The organism is Microbacterium thalassium, from assembly GCF_014208045.1.
Taxonomy (GTDB): Bacteria; Actinomycetota; Actinomycetes; order Actinomycetales; family Microbacteriaceae; genus Microbacterium; species Microbacterium thalassium.
In genome coordinates this window covers 558047-576592 of sequence record NZ_JACHML010000001.1, presented here as the reverse complement: position 1 = coordinate 576592, position 18546 = coordinate 558047, and the positions used below count along the sequence as shown (strand labels likewise).

The window sequence follows — 18546 nt, the reverse complement described above, 5'->3', positions numbered from 1 at the left end:
CCAAGCCAGCCATGTCGCCGTGCGCCAGTAGCCTGAGAGAACCCGAGGTCATCAACATGAAGTGAACCGCATGAGGCGCGAGGAGAAGTACAAGTCAATGACGCCGACCACCAAAGAATCCCAGCGCGCAGAACTGCACAAGACCATCTGGCGAATCGCGAACGACCTGCGTGGGTCCGTCGATGGCTGGGACTTCAAGAGCTACGTCCTGGGCATGCTCTTTTACCGCTTCATTTCGGAGAACCTTGCCGCATACATCAACAAGGGCGAGCACGAGGCCGGCGCGACCGGCTTCGACTACGCGCAACTACCCGACGCCCAGGCGGAGTTCGGTCGCAAGGCGACTGTCGAGGAGAAGGGCTTCTACGTCCTGCCGTCGGAGCTATTCGGGAACGTACGCGCACGTGCGTCCAAAGATCAGAACCTCAACGAGACGCTCGAGCGCGTCTTCAAGACCATCGAAGGATCGGCCGTCGGAACCGAGAGCGAAGACGACCTCAAGGGCCTCTTCGACGACCTCGATGTGAACAGCTCAAAGCTCGGCAACACTGTTGCCAAGCGCAACGAGAAGCTCGTGAAGCTCCTCGATGCCATCGGCGATCTTCCTCTCGGCAATTTCGAAGACAACTCGATCGACCTCTTCGGCGACGCCTACGAGTACCTCATGACGATGTACGCCTCTCAGGCCGGAAAGTCAGGTGGCGAGTTCTTCACGCCACAGGAGGTGTCTGAGGTTCTCGCGCGCATCACCGTCATGGGCAAGGAGCGAGTCAACAAGGTCTACGACCCTGCATGCGGGTCGGGCTCGCTGCTGCTCAAGTTCGCCAAGGTACTCGGCCCGGAGAATGTCGGTGGCTTCTATGGCCAGGAGAACAATCTCACTACCTACAACCTCGCGCGGATCAACATGTTCCTGCACGACGTCAACTACGAGAGGTTCGACATCGCGCACGGCGACACGCTTCTCGAACCCCAGCACTGGGACGACGAGCCCTTCGAGGCGATCGTTTCCAATCCGCCCTACTCAATCAAGTGGCCTGGCGACGCCAATCCGCTGCTGATCAACGACGAGCGCTTCGCGCCAGCCGGTGTGCTCGCGCCGAAGTCGAAAGCCGATCTCGCGTTCACGATGCACATACTGAGCTGGCTGGCCGTGAACGGCACCGCAGCGATCGTCGAGTTTCCTGGGGTGCTGTACCGCGCTGGCGCTGAGCAGAGGATCCGCAAGTACCTGATAGACAACAACTACGTCGACACCGTGATCCAGCTGCCGCCGGATCTGTTCTTCGGCACCACCATCGCGACCTGCATCATCGTGCTCAAGAAGTCGAAGACCGATAACTCGGTCCTCTTTGTCAACGCCTCGGACGAGTTCAAACGCGTCGGAAACAAGAACAAGCTCACCACGGAAAACCAGCAGAACATCCTCGGCGCCTTCGCAGACCGCGAGAGTGTCGAACACTTCTCCACGATCGTCCCAAACGAGATGATCGCCGCCAACGACTACGACATCGCGGTCTCGTCGTACGTCGAGGAGGAGGACGTGCGCGAGGCCATCGACATCACGGCTCTAAATGCGGAGATTGCCCAGATAGTTGCACGACAAGCCGAACTGCGGGCCTCGCTCGATGCGATCGTGGTGGACCTGGAGGCGTCGAGGTGAGTCTGGTCGATGACTTGACTGCGCAACTCGCGCCCAGCGGTGTTCCCTTCGTGCCGCTTGGTCAACTCCTCACCTACGAGCAGCCGACGAAGTACTTGGTCGCATCGACAAACTACAACGACAAGTTCACCACTCCCGTTCTCACGGCGGGGCAGACCTTCGTGCTTGGTCGCACAGACGAAACCGAGGGCATCTATCCGGCATCGCCCGCGTCGCCCGTCATCATCTTCGATGACTTCACAACTGCGTTTAAGTGGGTGGACTTCCCGTTCAAAGCCAAGTCCTCAGCGATGAAGATGCTCACGCCAAGCGATGAGCCAAGAGTGACGCTTCGCTACGCCTTCTATGCGATGCAGACAATCAGGTACGCACCCCAAGACCACGCTCGTCAGTGGATTGGCACCTACTCAGGCTTTCGCATCCCAGTGCCGCCTGTAGAGGTGCAGCACGAGATCGTGCGAATCTTGGACCAGTTCACCCTGCTCGAAGCGGAGCTGGAAACGGAGCTGGACGCGCGCCAGCGCCAATACGGCTACTACCGGTCTCATCTGGTCGCGGAGCCTCAAGGATTCTCAACTGCACTACCACTCGGGGAAATCTTCGAGATGCGTGCTGGCAAGCACATCCCATCATCCGAGATCTCAGAGGTACCCACCGACGAGAAGCCCTATCCGTGCTTCGGTGGCAACGGACTTCGCGGCTACGTCAGCGAATACAACTACGATCGCAGCGTCTTGCTTATCGGGCGCCAGGGCGCTCTCTGCGGAAATGTGCATCGAGCAGACGGGAAGATCTATGCGACCGAGCATGCGGTCGTTGTAACGCCAAGGCTGGATGTCGACATGGCTTGGGCCTACCACAAGCTCGCATACATGAACCTCAACCAGTACAAGACTAAGTCCGCTCAGCCCGGGTTGGCGGTCGGGAAGATCAAAGACCTGCGGATCGCATACGTACCGGTTGCGGAGCAGGCGCATCGAACAGCAGTGCTCGATGAACTCGATGCGCTCATGAATGACCCAAGCACAGGACTCCCGGCGGAAATCGCGGCCCGTCGCAAGCAATACGCGTACTACCGTGACAAGCTCTTCGCGTTCGAAGAGGCCGTGACATGAGCGAGGCTGTTCACCGCAATTACGACCCGATCGCAGTCTCCGCCGAGTCCACGGTTGTCGCGGAGTACATTCCGGAAGCTCACACCGCGACCGCGTATCAGTCTGAGTCGGCGCTCGAGAAGGAGCTCATCCATCTTCTGAATTCGCAGGCCTACGAGTACCTGCCGATCACGTCTGAAGCGCAGCTGGTTGCAAACCTGCGTGCTCAGCTTGAGGCGCTCAACCACATCACGTTCTCCGACGCAGAATGGATGGATTTCTTCGACGCCAAGGTCGCGGGCAGGAGCGACGGAATTGTCGAGAAGACCGTTCGCATCCAGGAGGACCACGTCCAGCTCCTGAAGCGCGACGACGGTTCGACAAAGAACATCACTTTGCTCGACAAGCAGAACATCCACAACAACCGGCTCCAGGTCATCAACCAGTACGAGATCGGCCAGGGCGAGGGCGGCGCGAACCACGCGAACCGATATGACGTGACCATTCTCGTCAACGGCCTCCCGATGGTGCACATCGAGCTCAAGCGCCGCGGCGTCGACATCCGTGAAGCGTTCAACCAGATCAACCGCTATCAGCGCGATAGCTTCTGGGTCGGCTCCGGCTTGTTCGAGTACGTGCAGCTGTTCGTGATCAGCAACGGCACGCTGACGAAGTACTACTCGAACACGACACGCACCCAGCACATCAGCGAGGGCAAGAAGCAGACCAAGGGTCGCAAGACCTCGAACTCGTTCGAGTTCACCTCGTGGTGGGCGGACGCGCAGAACAAGCCGATCACCGATCTGACATCATTCGCGAAGACCTTCTTCGCCAAGCACACGCTGCTGAACATCCTCACCCGCTACTGCGTCCTCACAGCCGACCGGCTTCTGCTTGTGATGCGCCCGTACCAGATCGTCGCGACCGAGCGGATCCTGCAGCGCATCGACATCGCCACCAACTACAAGCAGCTCGGCACCGTCGCCGCAGGCGGCTACGTCTGGCACACCACCGGATCGGGCAAGACCCTCACGAGCTTCAAGACCGCGCAACTGGCGTCGAAGCTGCCAAGCGTCGACAAGGTGCTGTTCGTCGTGGACCGCAAGGATCTCGACTACCAGACCATGCGCGAGTACGACCGCTTCGAGAAGGGAGCGGCGAACTCGAACACCTCAACTGCGGTGCTGAAGAAGCAGCTCGAGGATCCGAACGCGCGGATCATCATCACGACGATCCAGAAGCTCTCGACTTTCATCAAGGCCAACAAGGGTCACGCGATCACGAACGACCACGTCGTAATCATCTTCGACGAGTGCCACCGTTCGCAGTTCGGTGACATGCACACCGACATCACCCGCGCATTCAAGCGCTACAACCTCTTCGGCTTCACCGGCACCCCGATCTTCGCGGTCAATGCCGGCACGGGCGGTAACCCGCAACTCAAGACCACCGAGCAGGCGTTCGGCGAGAAGCTCCACACCTACACGATCGTCGATGCGATCACCGACAAGAACGTGCTGCCGTTCCGGATCGACTACGTCAACACAGTGAAGGTCGGCACCATCGTCGACAAGCAGGTGTCGGCCATCGATACCGAGAAGGCGCTGCTGGCGCCGGAACGCATCAGCCAGGTCGTGCAGTACACGCTGGAGCACTTCGATCAGAAGACCAAGCGCTCCTCGAGCTACGAGCACTCCGTCGTGACGAACGTCGCTGAGTCGACGCGTGCGCGGCGTCAGGCCGAGGCGGTGCGTGAGCGCAAGCGCGTGCGCGGCTTCAACGCCATCTTCGCGACGGCCTCGATCGATGCGGCGCGTCGCTACTACAACCATTTCCAGATTCAGCAGGAAGCGCTCGCGGCTGACCGCCGCCTGAAGATCGGCCTTATCTACTCGTACGGCGCCAACGATGCCAGCGACGACGGCATCCTCGACGACGAAGCCTTCGACACCGATGCGCTCAGCACGGACGCGCGCGGCTTCCTCGAAGACGCCATCCAGGACTACAACGCCATCTTCGGCACGAGCTACGACACCAGCGCAGACAAATTCCAGAACTACTACAAGGACCTCTCGCAACGGCTGAAGAACCGCGAACTCGACCTCGTCATCGTGGTCAACATGTTCCTCACCGGCTTCGACGCCACGACCCTCAACACACTCTTCGTCGACAAGAACCTGCGCGCGCACGGCCTAATCCAGGCGTACTCGCGCACCAACCGCATCCTCAACTCGGTCAAGACGTACGGCAACATCGTCGCCTTCCGTGATCTCGAGGAAGAGACCAACGCCGCACTCGAACTGTTCGGCAACAAGGACGCCCGCGGGGTCGTGCTTCTCAAGCCGTACGGCGACTACTACGGCGAGTACGCCGAGAAGGTCGACGAGCTACTCGCTTCGTTCCCGCTCGGTCGGTCGATCACCGGTGAGGCTGCGCAGAAGGAGTTCATCCAGCTGTTCGGGCAGATCCTGCGGTTGGAGAACATCCTCACCTCGTTCGATGACTTCGCCGGCCACGAGATCCTCACCGAGCGCCAGGGCCAGGACTACCGCAGCGTCTACCTCGACCTCTACGCCGAGTTCCGCAAGGACAAGGACGCCGACAAGGAACTCATCAACGACGACGTCGTGTTCGAGATCGAGCTGATCAAGCAGGTCGAGATCAACGTCGACTACATCCTGATGCTCGTCCAGAAGTACCGCAGCCAGCACGGCGACGGCGAGGACAAGGAGATCCGCGCCGAGATCTCCCGCGCCGTCGACGCCAGCCCGACACTACGCAACAAGAAGGACCTCATCGAAGCCTTCGTCGACTCCGTCTCGGTCGACGGCGCCATCGACGAGGAGTGGCAGGCATTCATCGCTGCCAAGCGCGAGGCCGAACTCGAGGCCATCATCGAGGACGAGCGACTCCGCGCCGACGCCACTCGCGCATTTGTCCAGATCGCGTTCCGCGACGGTGCGCTCCGCACGACCGGTACAGCGATCACCAAGGTGCTTCCGCCGGCCTCCCGGTTCTCTGCCGACGGCAGCCACGGCGAGAAGAAGCAGCGCGTGATTGAGAAGCTCGGCGTGTTCTTCGAGCGGTTCTTCGGGCTTACAAGCAGTCAGGACATGAAGCGATGACTAACTTCGCACGGTCGGTGAAAGCGATGACGTCATGAGAGTTCGCCACATACGGATTCAGAGCTTCCGGGGTATTGAAGACAGCGAGATCCATTTCAAGACGCACACACTGCTCGTCGGCGGCAATAACGCCGGAAAGTCGACCATCTGCGACGCGCTCGACCTCGTGCTCGGCCCGGAGCGTCTGTACCGTCGCCCGGTCGTCGACGAGCACGACTTCTACCTCGGGCGCTACCTCGACGAAGACGGAGCACCAGTCGAGATCCGCATCGACGCCATACTTACGCAACTCACCCCGGAAGAGCGGCGCCGGTTTGGAGACCAGCACCTTCGGCTATGGGATGACTATGCGAGCGAGTTCATCGATGAAGAGGAGGGCGGCGCTGACCGCTCCGGCGAAGAGGGCGTGGACTGGGCGCTACCCGTCTGCTTCATCGGTCGGTACGACCGTGAGGAGGACGACTTCGTCGGCGACACCTTCTTCTGTCACCCGGAGCCGCTGATCGATGCCGATGACACCGAGGCTCTCGCGGAACTGGGCGCGGGTCTGTCTCGCTTCTCGCGTTCCCACAAACGGCTCGCTGGGTACGTCTACCTCCGAGCGCTTCGGACGGGCTCGCGCGCGCTGAGTCTTCAGCGTGGGTCACTTCTGGACACGATCCTGCAACTCGAGGGCGACGGTGCCGCCGAGATGTGGAGCGACACCCTAGGCAAGCTCGGCGGTCTCGATCCAGCCGTCGGCGATATCCCGCAGCTCAAAGAGGTTCGAGGGGAACTTCGCGAGCGGCTCGGGCGCTTTGTGAATATGGCTCCAGGTGATGACTCCGCAGCCTTCTTCGCCTCGGATCTGACCCGCCAGCATCTTCGTGAAGTGGTGCGACTCTTCGTCGCGACGCAACCGAGCGACCATCTCGTTCCCTATGCGAAGCAAGGGACCGGCTCGGTCAATCTGCTGGTCTTCGCCCTGCTCACGATCATTGCCGATCTCAAGGGCACGCAGTCCGTCATCTTCGCGATGGAGGAGCCAGAGATTGCGCTGCCTCCGCATACGCAACGGCGCGTCACCCGGTACGTCCTGAGCGAGATGGGTCAGTCGATCGTCACGTCGCACTCTGCTCCGGTCATCGAGCAGTTCGAGCCCGACAGCATCGTCATGCTGCACCGCGACGGCGCAAAGCTGATCGGCACACCAATCGATCCTGCCAAGGTCAAGCGCAAGACCTATCTGACCAACAAGCGTCAGTTTGCTGAGGCCGTACTAGCGCGCGGCGTGCTCGTCGTCGAAGGCTCAACCGAGGCGGTCGTCTTCCCTGCGGTTTCAGCGGTGCTCGAGCGAGTTCGCGCGGACTACACCCACCTCGACTTCTCCGGCGTCTCGATGTTCACGGCCCCTGGCGACGGCTCCATCGCCAAGTTCGGCCCCATCTTCAAGGCGCTCGGCAAGAAAGCCTGGGGTGTATGTGACAAGCCGAACGGTCAGTTGCCACAGGACGTACTCGACGACCGAGCAGAGTTCGACGAGTTCTGGGAGTCGGAAGAGCTCGGGATCGAGGATGTTCTCGTGAAGGGCATCCCGGTTGAGACACAGCGTCGCTTCCTCGACGACGTATCCACCCGCGGCGACTACCCGACTACGAATCATCCGTTCGATCCAGCGATCGACGATACGAACGTGCCGACGCTCGTCCACAAGGTCCTCAAGGCGCGCAAGGGAGAGGCCTACGCCTACGCGGCGGTGCTTGTCGAGCACTGCGAGACCGAGGCGGAGCTACCCACTGAACTAGTCGACATCTTGGTCGCGATCGATGTCGAACTCCGAGGCGAGCCGGAAGTTGGCTTCGACCCCGAGGTGGCTGTGCCGGCCACAGATTCCGAAGAGGCGGACCCTGAGGTCGCGACCGAGACCAGCGCGCCCGAGGAACCTGCCGAGACATGACGTTCCAGCTGAGCGATCCCGCACAGCAGGCCTTCGACCACAACGGCCGGATCATGGTGCTGGGTGGACCGGGCTCGGGCAAGACCACCCTGTCGCTCCTCAAGACGCAGCGGCTCATCCCGACGCTCGAGGTTGGACAGAGCGTGCTCTTCCTTAGTTTTTCGCGCGCCGCGGTGCGTCAGGTGCTGAGCCGGACGAAGGACGTACTGACGCATGAGGAACGCTCGCGGATCACTGTGCAGACCTACCACGCCTTCTGCATGGATATCCTGCGCGCCCATGGTCGCTTGCTCACCGGGACCAGTGCCCGGATTCTCTTCCCCGACCGCGAAAAGGTCGTGAAAGCCAACCATGAGGGCGACTGGAACGATGAGCGGAACCGGCTCGCCGAGGAGGAGGGACTGTTCGCTTTCGACAACTTCGCGAGTGGCGCGGGCGCGCTGATCGCGAGGGTGCCGAAGGTGGCAGAGCTCGTCGCGGACCGATTCCCGATAGTCATCCTCGATGAGTTTCAGGACACCAGCGACTCGCAGTGGGAGCTGGTGCAGGCGCTGTCTGAGCGCAGTGAACTGATCATCTTGGCCGATCCGGACCAGCGCATCTTCGAATACGACGACCGCGTCGACCCCGAACGCTTGAGCCACGTGCGCGAGGTGCTCTCGCCTGTGGAGTTCGATCTGGGCGGCGAGAATCACCGAAGCCCTGACGCTGGCATCCTGCAGTTTGCCGACGCGGTGCTGCACAACCGCGCACTTCCGAAGACCGATGACGTCCAGCAGATCGGGGTCTACGCCAGCCAGCTAGAGACGATCACGCACGTGGCTTCCGTGTGGCTCTACCAAGAGCTGCGGAAGGCGGGCATCAAGAAGCCGAGCATCGTCGTGCTCGCCCGCACGAACGCAATGATCGCGGAGATCTCCAACTGGCTATCTCGACCGCACACCTACAAGGGGCACGAGTACGCACCCCTCGCCCATGACGTGCTCTGGGATGCCGAAGTCTCTGCGGCAGCCGCGCAGATCATTGCAGGCGTGCTCGAGTGGCCGGACAGGGAGCCCGCCGAGCGTGCGGCACTGACACTCGAAGCCGTCGCTGCCTTCTTCGAGGTGAAGAGCGCGGCCGCCTCTGCCCCCATCGCCAGCGCCCTTACCCTCCGCGATCGGTACCGCACCAATGCTGCCAATTTGCGGGCTGGGCGATCCGTGCGACCGAGGGGTGCGAAGCACATCGTCGAGCAAGCGGAGTCGGAGCTCGTCCTGACCGGCAACCCTCGAAAGGACTGGGTGGCTGCGCGCAGAATACTCGAGGGGGCGGACGGGCTGAGTGAGATCGTCCAGGCTGCTCGGTTCATTCGCCTCTTCGGAGCGACGGATGAGATTGGCGGTCGTCTCGCAGATCAGTGGGACCAGTCTGGTTCATACGGGCGAGCTACCGACTTGGTGCGAAGAACACTCGACCAGCAGAAGCTCGCAACCGAACAGCGGGATCCCCAAGGCTTCGTGCTGATGAACATGCACAAGTCGAAGGGCAAGGAATTCGATGGCGTTGTCATCGTCGAGGGCTACCGAAGAGCTGAGTTCTTCACTGAGCGCGAGGGCGCCCCGCATGTTCAGACGAGGCGACTGCTTCGGGTGGCAATCACTCGGGCGCGGCACAAGGTTGTGTTCGTTAGGCCGTCCGGAATGCCACGGCTCGGCGGGTGAGTCTTCCCGCACCCGGTCCCTCCGTGGGTGAATCTATGGAGGCCCCGATGCGACGTCCGTCGGACTCATTGGAACAGATGTAAACAAGGCCGACCGGAGAGAGGGCTGTCTGATTTCCGGTGTTTTCTGGGTCGGCTTGACCGATCAGACAGTCCCCACCCCGCCCGAAACCGGTCGGCTAGCGAGCGGTGCACGTTTGAGGATCGAACCGACCGTTGATATGCGGCAGGATGAGCCGGTGCGCATCACCGTAGAGGAAACACTCGCCGTCAAAATCCCAATCGATCCAGATCTCCTCGTGACGGTGGACGTCAAGGAGGGATCGTTCCCGCGGGAGGAGGTTCGCGACCGGATCGGTATCGAACCCATGATCATGCAGGGCCACGCGATGATCCGTGCTGGCGCTAGAGACGCCGCGCGGGTGCTGGCGATGATCGATCCGGAAGCAGGTCCAATCACCGTGCTCGATAAGGGTCACTTCCCGGCGGGCGAAGTCCTAGCTCGGGCGGTCGCAGAAGCGCTCGCCGGGAGGTCGCTCGCGGAGGCTCAAGTAAAGTTCGTCAACCCCATCAATCCAGGTCTAGTTGAAGGTGCCGGGCAGGTGCGGCTGACTACGTCAGTGATCGTCGACGTCAGTTATGAGTTTGACGGTTCGTCCCTCGCTCACTGAGCGCCACACGCACGGCGGCATATCAAGTCATCGATGGCGTCAATCGGCCCGCTGGGTGCGGAGTCGGCGGGACGCACCGGCCGGTTTCCTTCGGGAGGTGCCCCGTCTGACAATCGCATTGCCCGGTTGGGGATCAGATCTAACTTCGCGACATTGCGGCCTCACCGACCTCCCCGCCCCGACTACGAGACGCGGCATGTGTGGGTCCGACGGTGCGATCACAGTCCAGCGTCGATGCGGTCTATCGCCGGTCCGTTCGCCGCATGCAAGGATCCTGCTTCGGCGTCGTATACGAACAGGGCCATTTCGACGGCGTCGGCGAATGCGATTGCATCGGCGGTGTACTTCCCACTCGTGAAGAAGATTGCCGCGAGGTCTAGACGCACGGCTACGCCGTACAGCTCCCGAACCTCGGGGGCAACGACCTTTCCCCGATAGTTCTTGACCTGTGCAGCGTACCGGCGGCTAATTACATCAATGCCGCCGTCCTTTCCCGCTTGGGTCAGCTGCGCATCAGATGCGCCGAGGTGGCGCATCCAGTCCCGCACGAGCAGCTCGGCTCCATGGTCATTGACGCCGAATGGGAGCGGCTCAGGTCGAGGCTCCCGAGCATCGAGCCCAAGCCTCCGCCGACGGGCGCGGCGCTCTTCTGCCTCACGCTCAGGGTCCGGTTCTTCCTCCACTTCCGGTTCGTCCTGCCGACTCGCGAGAGATGCGTCAATATCTGCGTGAGTCTTCGCCATGGGGCGGGCGATCGCCGAGTCGGGCAACTCCTCGTGGACCATCCACATCCGTGCGATAGCTGCCGTCTGCGCTGGCGTGAAGACACAGCATTCGGTGTCCTCGGTCCAATCGGGAAGGAGAGTCTCAGCTGGGGGCAGGGGGCGAAAGCGGAATGGGACGCGACGCGGCGCGTCCGGAGAGGACACGTCGCTCAGAGCGCTGTCGTACTCCCGCTTCACCTCGACGGCGTAGTTGCCGTCGACCAGATGGCCGCGAACCATCCGGAACCCGCGGCCCTTGCGAATCATCAGGATTCCCTCGTCGCTCTCGGCAAACAGACCGACAGCGTCATCGAAGTCCGCCCATGTCTCCACGTTGAGTCCGCGATCCTGGGCCCAGACTAGGGGCATATCGAAGACGCTCTCGTCCTCCCCCCACTCCCAGAACGCTGCCTCTTTCCGAGCCCGCGCGATGTTCTTTGGCCACACAGAGGGGAACCTATCAGCGATGGCTGGGAGGCTGACTTCCTCAATGTGGTCGCGCGGGAGCCTGACTGGCGAAGCAGGCACAGGTGAGCCCGACGCAGGTGCAGGCAAGCAGCGCCGGGCGAGCTGATGTCCACGCGATTCCCGGCAGCTTCGAGCCGCTCAGATCCAAGGGGAAGAGCCCCAAACCTCACTCACGGCCGTGCGGGCCAGCGACTATCGCGTTGTTCGCGAGGGGAACCCTAATCGCGCGCCAACACGCCGGCACGCCAGGTACGTCTGCCGCGCATCGCCCGCATGGGGATCGTCGCGGTTCAGCGCCAGACTTCGCGACCGTGGTCACTGTCGGAGTTCGCTTTCGGCCATGCTGCCCATACGCCGCCGGGAAGGTTCCGAAGGACGGGCTTGGCCCGCTTCACACGCTCAGCGGAGATATCTCGTGCGCGACCCCGCCCACCTTGCCAGCCTTGGCCGGGGTAGGTGAACTTGTGCTCGATCCAGGGTCGAGGCCCGCGGTCGATGCGTTCGCTGTAGTTGCCGCTGGCGACCGCCAGCAGTTGCTGCTCCAGCGCATCGGCTTCGGCATCCCAGGTGGAGTCGCAGGCGTCGCAGCCGCACACCGGGTAATGGAAGTCATGCAACAGGCCGGCGTGCATGAATATCCCGGGGTACTTCGTGAACACGATCGTCACCGCAGCGCACGCCGGGTCGGTCGGCTGGATCCTCACCGCACGGATCACATCACTTGCGGGGTGGAGCAGATCCGCGACCGCGTCGTCACCCTCGACGAGCGCGACGTCATACGTGTCACCAAGATGGTCAATGAGGGCTAGGGCGACGGTGTGAAGTGGCGCGAATCGCTCGGGATGGGTGTCCACCGAATACGTGTCTTCGGGTGGCGACCCTTCCCAGCGATTCCCGTAGTCGATGACCTCACCATCGATGCCACGGAACACCGGGGCGTCGATCAACGGTCGCTGGTACGAGGTCACCCCTTCATACTCGCGCACCACACCTCCGACTGCCCGATGAGGGATCCGGACGGCTCAAGCGTCGCGGCGCGCGGTGGTCTCGTGCCATCGCGCGCCGCGTTCCTGTCTCCTGTGCGTCAGCGGCCGGCGATGCCGCCGTGGGGTGCGATCTCGTTGATCTTCGCGAGGTCGGCGTCGGCGAGGACGATGTCTGCCGCGGCGACGTTCTGCGCGACCCGCTTCGGGTTGCGGGAGCCGGGGATCGGGACGATGTCATCCTTCTGCGCGAGGAGCCACGCGATCGACAGCTGCGCGAGCGTCGCCCCCTTGGATGCGGCGAGTTCGGTGAGCTGGTTCACGATCTCGACGTTCGCGTCGTAGTTCTCCGGTGCCCACCACGGGATGTGCTGGCGGAAGTCGGATTCGCCGTAGGCGGTGCGGGGCTGGACGGCGCCGCTGAGGAACCCGCGGGCCAGCGGCGAGTAGGCGACGAACCCGATGCCGAGCTCGTTCAGCACGGGGAAGAACGCCTCGGACTGGCGGGCGAAGATCGAGTACTCGGTCTGGAGCACGCTGATCGGGTGCACCGCGTGCGCGCGGCGCACGTTGTCGGGGGTGGTGTTGGACAGGCCCAGGTAATTCACCTTCCCGGCCTGCACGTACTCCGCCATCACTCCGACGACGTCCTCGACCGGGACGGCCGGGTCGTGGACGTGCTGGTAGAGCACGTCGATGTGGTCGACGCCGAGGTTGCGGAGACTGTTGTCGACGACCTCGCGGACGTGGCCCGGCTGCGAGTTCGGCGCGTACGACGGCGTGAAGCCGAACTTGGTGGCGATGGTGACCTGGTCGCGGATCGGGGCGAGCGCCTGGCCGAGGAGATGCTCGCCGACACCCCAGCCGTACATCTCGGCGGTGTCGAAGTGGGTGACGCCGAGGTCGTGTGCGCGACGGATCGCGTCGATCGATTCGGTGTCGTCGGTGGGTCCGTAGCCGACGGCGGTGCCCATCGCGCCGTAGCCGATGGCGGAGACGGCCAGCCCCTGCTGGCCGAGGATGCGCTGATCCATGAAGGTTCCCTTCTCGAATGAACGCATGACACTATACGCCTGTTCTGTCAGGCACTGACACGAGTGGCGCTGTATGCTTGCTGTGTGAGTGACCTGAAGCCTGGCGTCGGCGTGCGGGCGATCGCGCGTGACGCGGTGCGCGCCCGGATCTCCGACGTTGCCGTCGACCTGTTCGACGAGCACGGGTTCGACAACGTGACCGTGGAGCAGATCGCGACCGCTGTCGGGGTGTCCGCTCGGAGCTTCCACCGATACTTCCCCGCCAAGGAAGATGCCGTCATCGCTGACCCGACCGGGTGGGGCGAGCTCGTCAGGGACCAGTTCGCCGCCCGCCCCGCCGACGAGCCGATCTGGGATGGGCTAGGCGCGGCCTACGAAGCACTGCTGGCGACGCCCTCGCGCGATGAGAATCGGAGCAAACGCGCCATGCGGGTGCTCGGCAGCACGCCGGCACTGCGCGCACGGAACCTCGAGAAGCACCTGCTCTGGGCGGAGCTGCTCACCCCGCTCGTGACGGCGCGGCTCGAGGGCGACAACCGGGAACTGCGCGCCGAAACGCTCGTCCAGGCCTCCCTTGCCTGCTTCGACATCGCCATGAACACGTGGGCGAGAACCGACAGCGGCCAGACCCCGGCCGACTACCTCCGACAGGCGTTCGACACGCTCAGCCCGCACGCGTGAACCGCTGAACGCGCCCGATCGAGCACGCCTCGACCCGAACGCGACGCCCCATCAACGGGCAATGCCCGAATACGGATCTGTCCGTGTCGCCTGCCCTCCTCGCGCCAGCTCAGCGGCGCGAACGATTGCGAATTGACGGCCGAGACACGCTCCGCTCGCCTCTGCGTTCCGATAGTGTCCGTGTACGCGTGGCTCTCAGCGCTCCGGTCATGCGTCGTCTGGGGGGGGGTAGCGAGTGACTCGTCGTGCGTGGGTGGCGTCAATCGCCGTGGTCGTGGTTGCTGCTGGCCTGCTCGCCGCAGTTCTCATCTTGCGCCCCTGGGGTGCCGCGCCGGCAACCGCACCCATACCGACCACATCGGCATCACCGACCGCGGTGGGTGTCGACGAGCACACACTGGCCGACCTTTCGCAGCGCCTCACTTCGAGCGATCCGGCGACGCTCGCCGAGGCCATCGGTCTTGATCCCGCTGATGTGCCTGATGATGTCCAGACCGTGTTTCCCACTCTGCAGATCGCGTTCGAATTCAGGGGCGCCACCCAGAGTGGTGCCGCGTGGATCGTCCCAGCCACAGTCACTCAAGACGACGGCTCAGTCACCACATGGCTTGTCACAGTCGCTGACTCTCCGGAAGGACTTATATTCATCGACTCCGCGCCGACGCAGGAAGGCACGCAATGAAGCGAATAGGTGCCCTGCTTGCGGCGGTGGCGATGACGTCGACAATGCTGGGACTCCCGCCAGCGGCTGTCGCGGAGTCGGGTTGTCCGCAGCCCCAAGGCAATCTGGCCGGCAAGAACGTCGCCGTTCTCGTCCATGGCTGGCTCGGCACGGAGATGACCGACGCGGAGCCAATCCTTCAAAGCGCGCTCGGTTCGGACTGGCGGGTGGTGACCTTTGACTACAAGGCGCTGAACACGCTGTGGCCCTCCTCCTCAACCGTCATCGATTGCCTCCGGCTCTACGCGCGAAATGCGCAGACCTTGACTGGCAAGACAGTACCGAGCATCTATTTCGCGGGTCACTCGATGGGCGGCCTCATGGCTCGGTTCAGCTTCGAGCCGAACAGCGAGGACGCTGACGTGGTGGGAGGAGTGGTGACCATCGACACCCCTCACGCTGGCTCACCATGGGGCGCCAGCATGCTGGGGCAGTTCTACCAGGCGTCACAGAACTGGACGGGCGGTGGGGATGCCGCCAAGTGCCTCGCACTCCACCACCCTGGCGCGCTTCCCTCAGGCTGCGGCTACCCGCCGGCACTCGCGGACAACGTCCCCATCGCGCAGGTCGCCGGCAACGCAACGCTCACGCGCACCTACTTCATGACCGGTCGCCAAGAGGTGGACATCATGAGCGACGGGATCGTCTGGCTCGATTCGCAGGTTGGATATGCCAGGTCGCTCGACACTGCGCCCACGAACGCAGTCGAAGGCTCCTACGTCGTGCGATGCGACTATGGCTGGGGACCCGCGGTTGCCACCGCCTCGACCCTGTTCTCCGGCATCGGTTCAGCGAGCACCGCATCCTATCGATGGTGGACGGGCGAGACATTCAACCTCATTCAGAGCGGGTCGCCGACCATTACCGCCGACAAGAACGCCATCGCCGTCCTCGCTGCGTTAGGCTCGCAGGCCTCCTGCGGTCACACGAAGATCAAGACGAATCCGGAGGCGCTGTCAGCCGTTGCTGGCTATCTCAAGGACTGGGCCGCCGCCGCGAATCGATGGGTCATTACTGGTGATGGCATTGGCCCAGTACAGCGAAACTCGACCTTGGACGAACTGCGCGAGAACCTCGACATCGACTACCTCGACGTGTGTTACTGGGTGCAGAAGGCTGAACCGATCGGCACCAAGCACGACACCTGGAACATGTTCGTGTGGGATCAAGGTACGAGTTCGGGACGGTACGACCTGCTCATCGTCCGATCGAAATTCGACGATGCTGGCGCGCCGATTTTCGGCGCGGATGCGCCCATGCTCGCGAACGGAATCAGCCTAGGCAGCTCGTCAGCGGAGCTTCGCGCGGCGGGGATCAACGACGACGGGTACGGTGATCCTCTCGGCGGTCCTGCCAGTCTGTTCTGGTCCTACCCCGATCGCGGAGTGAATATTCTCATCGAGACATTCAATGATCGTGTCACACAGATCGCGGTCGGCACGGACTTCCTCTATGGGGAGTGGTGTTCCTAGGCCGTGTTGATCACCGCCTGCCAGATGGTCGCGAGCCGGCGGGTTTGCTCGGACCAAGCACTTGCGTTGGTCCCTCCGGGAGCCGACCCAAAGCCGCTAGCACGCGGTCGCCTACAGGGCGCCTCTGTCGCGCTGCTTTCAGCGCGTACCCCAACCTCCGTCTGAGAGCGCTACCCGCTTGGGGATCGCGATGTCGCGGTCAGCGAGCCGCGCAAGGATCGTGATCAGTCACCTGGGGGTGTACTGCCATCCGCCACCTAGACGCACCGGTCAGCAGTTCCTCACCCCAGTTCGCTGAGGAATGCGCGACGTGACTTCGTGTTGTCTCGCAGCCGACGCTCGTCGAGCCACTGGCTGTACTTCAGCATCATGTCCTTGTCGCCGAAAATGCGCTCGGACTGTCCGGGCTCGATGGTCGATTCCTTCTCGGTGCGCGCCCGAACGACCTGAGCCGCGGTTACATGCTCGCCCCGCTCCTTCGCATCGAGCCACGCGGCGATGTCTTCCGCCCGGTCGAAGATCATCTGCATCTCCTGCGTGGAAGTAATCGCCCCAAGGTTGCGGAAGAACTTGTACCCCTCGGGATACATGGCAGCGGCGGCGGCGAGCCCTGTGCGGAGATTCTCGTGAGTCATGCGGGGAGCCTACCGGCGCTGCATCCCGTGACGCCGCTACTGACCGAAGACTCATTGACGACCCCTCATCGAACGCCGAGGAGTCCGCACGCGACCCTCCGCTCTCGCGCACTGCCCGCAAGCGGATCGACGCGACTCGTAGTAGGTGGTGTGGCTTCGAACGTCGCGGTGGCCCTAGGGTTGCGCGCTAGTCTTCCTGGCTCTCGGATCCTCGCGTGGGGTTGTCACGCCACCGAAGAAGGCAGAGCTGAAGAAGATTCCAACCGCTCCAATGACCACGGTGGCGGGTGTAGTGAGCCAGGCCCATGGAGTGCCCCAGGTGGCCAGGGTCCACGCAATCATGCCCCACATCACGGCAGCAAAGACGAGGAAGACCGCGATAGCGAAGAACAAGTCCCACCACTTGATCTGGCGCGGCCGAGACTCCTCGCGCGACCTGAGCTTCGCGGCCTGCGCGACAACCAGCAGGTCGAGTTCTGACCTCGCGGCCGACCCCTCGGGAGCATCCTTGAGAGCAGCGCTGCTGTGGCGTAGCCGCCTATATATCGCTGGGTCCCGATCTTTTGTCAGGATGGCAGTGAGCAAGGATAGGGTCGGCACCGCGAGCGCGATGAGGATCGGCTGCCAGGCATCGAGGTCCACTTCGCCACCTCCGGGAAGTCGCTTCCGCGCGAATCGTCCAGGTGTACTGCGGGCAACAGCGTAGCGGCGCTAGGCGAAGTGATGTTCCGTCACTCCATGGCAAGACGCTCGAGTCTGCGGCACGATCAATGACACCTTGCTGGGCTTGGCTAAGCCTGGAAGGGACCTCAATTGAGCGCCTCCCACCCCGCCCGCCACCTCCCGCTCTCGCCCGCTGCCGCATGTGGATCGTGTGATCGCTGGGGCTCTAGGTGGGGTCTGCGTTCTCCAGGTCTGCCAGCAGGGCTTCGACGCCGACCACCTCGATGTTCTCGTCGATGATGTTCTGGTTCTGGTCTCGTACCTCGAGCCAGCGGTCCCGGTCCATCCGGTACCGCGTCTGGGTAGCGGCGACTCCTTCACGTTCGACTCGCTGCACCCCGTCGGTGGCATAGCCGGTGCGCCGCGAGACAGCGTTCGACGCGACGTTGTCCTCGAACGCTGCGGACACGACGTGCTCGGCATGCAACGCCTCGAAGCAGAAGTGCAGCATCAGTGCCCGCATGCGGCGGCCGATGCCCTTCCCCTGGTGCGCGCGACCCAGCCACGAGCCTGTCTCGACCTCACGCAGCACCGACCAGCCTTCGCCCGACGCGCTTTGAATGCCAACCGGCTCGCCGCCGATGAGGACCCCCAGTTCGAGAACGAGCCGGTCAGCACTCACGCTGGGGCGGGCGCCCCATTGATAGGTCAGGACGCTCCGAGCGACCTCGCGCCCGGTTCCACGCGTCCATGGGTAGTTGAACGGCATCGTTCCCTCATCGTGAACGCCCTTCCCCGCGAGCAGCGCGAGATCGACGGCGAGGTCATCGTCGATCCAACGCATCTCGAGGTCTCCCGCACGCACCCGAACCCCCGCAGCGGGCCACAGATCGACAAGGCGCTGAGAGGTCATCCCCCGATTCTGCCGTCAGAT

The 18546-nt window shown here is 63.0% G+C and carries 15 protein-coding genes; 9 read left to right on the top strand and 6 right to left on the bottom strand.

The features are described 5' to 3' along the window. Window positions 1-97 precede the first annotated feature (97 nt). The 6 genes from HD594_RS02670 to HD594_RS02645 all read left to right on the top strand — a co-directional run bounded on the left by HD594_RS02670 (window position 98) and on the right by HD594_RS02645 (window position 10191). Window positions 98-1663, top strand: coding sequence for a type I restriction-modification system subunit M (locus HD594_RS02670; protein ID WP_184752480.1), 1566 nt, complete (start codon window positions 98-100; stop codon window positions 1661-1663). After that, complete coding sequence (locus HD594_RS02665; RefSeq protein WP_184749473.1) at window positions 1660-2778, top strand: restriction endonuclease subunit S; 1119 nt, start codon at window positions 1660-1662, stop codon at window positions 2776-2778. The genes HD594_RS02670 and HD594_RS02665 overlap by 4 nt, the downstream gene beginning before the upstream one ends. Beyond that, window positions 2775-5882: a type I restriction endonuclease subunit R gene (locus HD594_RS02660; protein WP_184749471.1), complete on the top strand. Its 3108-nt coding sequence runs from the start codon at window positions 2775-2777 to the stop codon at window positions 5880-5882. Before HD594_RS02665 ends, HD594_RS02660 begins: the two co-directional genes overlap by 4 nt. A 34-nt stretch (window positions 5883-5916) precedes the next feature. After that, a complete protein-coding gene (locus HD594_RS02655; protein ID WP_184749470.1) occupies window positions 5917-7818 on the top strand; it encodes an ATP-dependent nuclease in 1902 nt (633 codons plus the stop codon). Beyond that, a complete protein-coding gene (locus HD594_RS02650; protein WP_184749468.1) occupies window positions 7815-9521 on the top strand; it encodes a UvrD-helicase domain-containing protein in 1707 nt (568 codons plus the stop codon). Before HD594_RS02655 ends, HD594_RS02650 begins: the two co-directional genes overlap by 4 nt. Window positions 9522-9759: 238 nt before the next feature. Further along, window positions 9760-10191, top strand: coding sequence for a hypothetical protein (locus HD594_RS02645; RefSeq protein WP_184749467.1), 432 nt, complete (start codon window positions 9760-9762; stop codon window positions 10189-10191). A gap of 218 nt (window positions 10192-10409) precedes the next feature. Here the strand turns inward: HD594_RS02645 and HD594_RS17800 are convergent, their stop codons facing one another. The 3 genes from HD594_RS17800 to HD594_RS02630 form a co-directional block, all read right to left on the bottom strand. Beyond that, complete coding sequence (locus tag HD594_RS17800; protein WP_184749465.1) at window positions 10410-11402, bottom strand: restriction endonuclease; 993 nt, start codon at window positions 11400-11402, stop codon at window positions 10410-10412. Window positions 11403-11713: 311 nt separating this feature from the next. Further along, window positions 11714-12391, bottom strand: a complete 678-nt coding sequence (locus HD594_RS02635) for a DUF6226 family protein (protein ID WP_184749464.1) — start codon at window positions 12389-12391, stop codon at window positions 11714-11716. Window positions 12392-12507: 116 nt separating this feature from the next. Further along, a complete protein-coding gene (locus HD594_RS02630) occupies window positions 12508-13440 on the bottom strand; it encodes an aldo/keto reductase (RefSeq protein ID WP_184749463.1) in 933 nt (310 codons plus the stop codon). A gap of 111 nt (window positions 13441-13551) precedes the next feature. Between HD594_RS02630 and HD594_RS02625 the strand changes: the two genes are divergently transcribed. From HD594_RS02625 to HD594_RS02615, 3 genes are all read left to right on the top strand, one after another. Beyond that, window positions 13552-14121 carry a TetR family transcriptional regulator gene (locus HD594_RS02625; protein ID WP_338103801.1) on the top strand — a complete coding sequence of 190 codons (570 nt, stop codon included), beginning with the start codon at window positions 13552-13554 and terminating at the stop codon, window positions 14119-14121. A 253-nt stretch (window positions 14122-14374) separates the two neighbouring features. Further along, window positions 14375-14803 carry a hypothetical protein gene (locus tag HD594_RS02620; protein ID WP_184749462.1) on the top strand — a complete coding sequence of 143 codons (429 nt, stop codon included), beginning with the start codon at window positions 14375-14377 and terminating at the stop codon, window positions 14801-14803. Window positions 14804-14835: 32 nt separating this feature from the next. Then, the gene (locus HD594_RS02615; RefSeq protein WP_184749461.1) at window positions 14836-16314 is read left to right on the top strand and encodes an esterase/lipase family protein; all 1479 of its coding nucleotides are present in this window, start codon (window positions 14836-14838) and stop codon (window positions 16312-16314) included. 281 nt (window positions 16315-16595) lie between these two features. Here the strand turns inward: HD594_RS02615 and HD594_RS02610 are convergent, their stop codons facing one another. The 3 genes from HD594_RS02610 to HD594_RS02600 form a co-directional block, all read right to left on the bottom strand. Beyond that, window positions 16596-16949 carry a hypothetical protein gene (locus tag HD594_RS02610; protein ID WP_184749460.1) on the bottom strand — a complete coding sequence of 118 codons (354 nt, stop codon included), beginning with the start codon at window positions 16947-16949 and terminating at the stop codon, window positions 16596-16598. A 174-nt stretch (window positions 16950-17123) separates the two neighbouring features. Continuing rightward, complete coding sequence (locus HD594_RS02605) at window positions 17124-17591, bottom strand: hypothetical protein (RefSeq protein ID WP_184749459.1); 468 nt, start codon at window positions 17589-17591, stop codon at window positions 17124-17126. A 247-nt stretch (window positions 17592-17838) separates the two neighbouring features. Then, complete coding sequence (locus HD594_RS02600) at window positions 17839-18525, bottom strand: GNAT family N-acetyltransferase (RefSeq protein WP_184749457.1); 687 nt, start codon at window positions 18523-18525, stop codon at window positions 17839-17841. Window positions 18526-18546 lie beyond the last annotated feature (21 nt).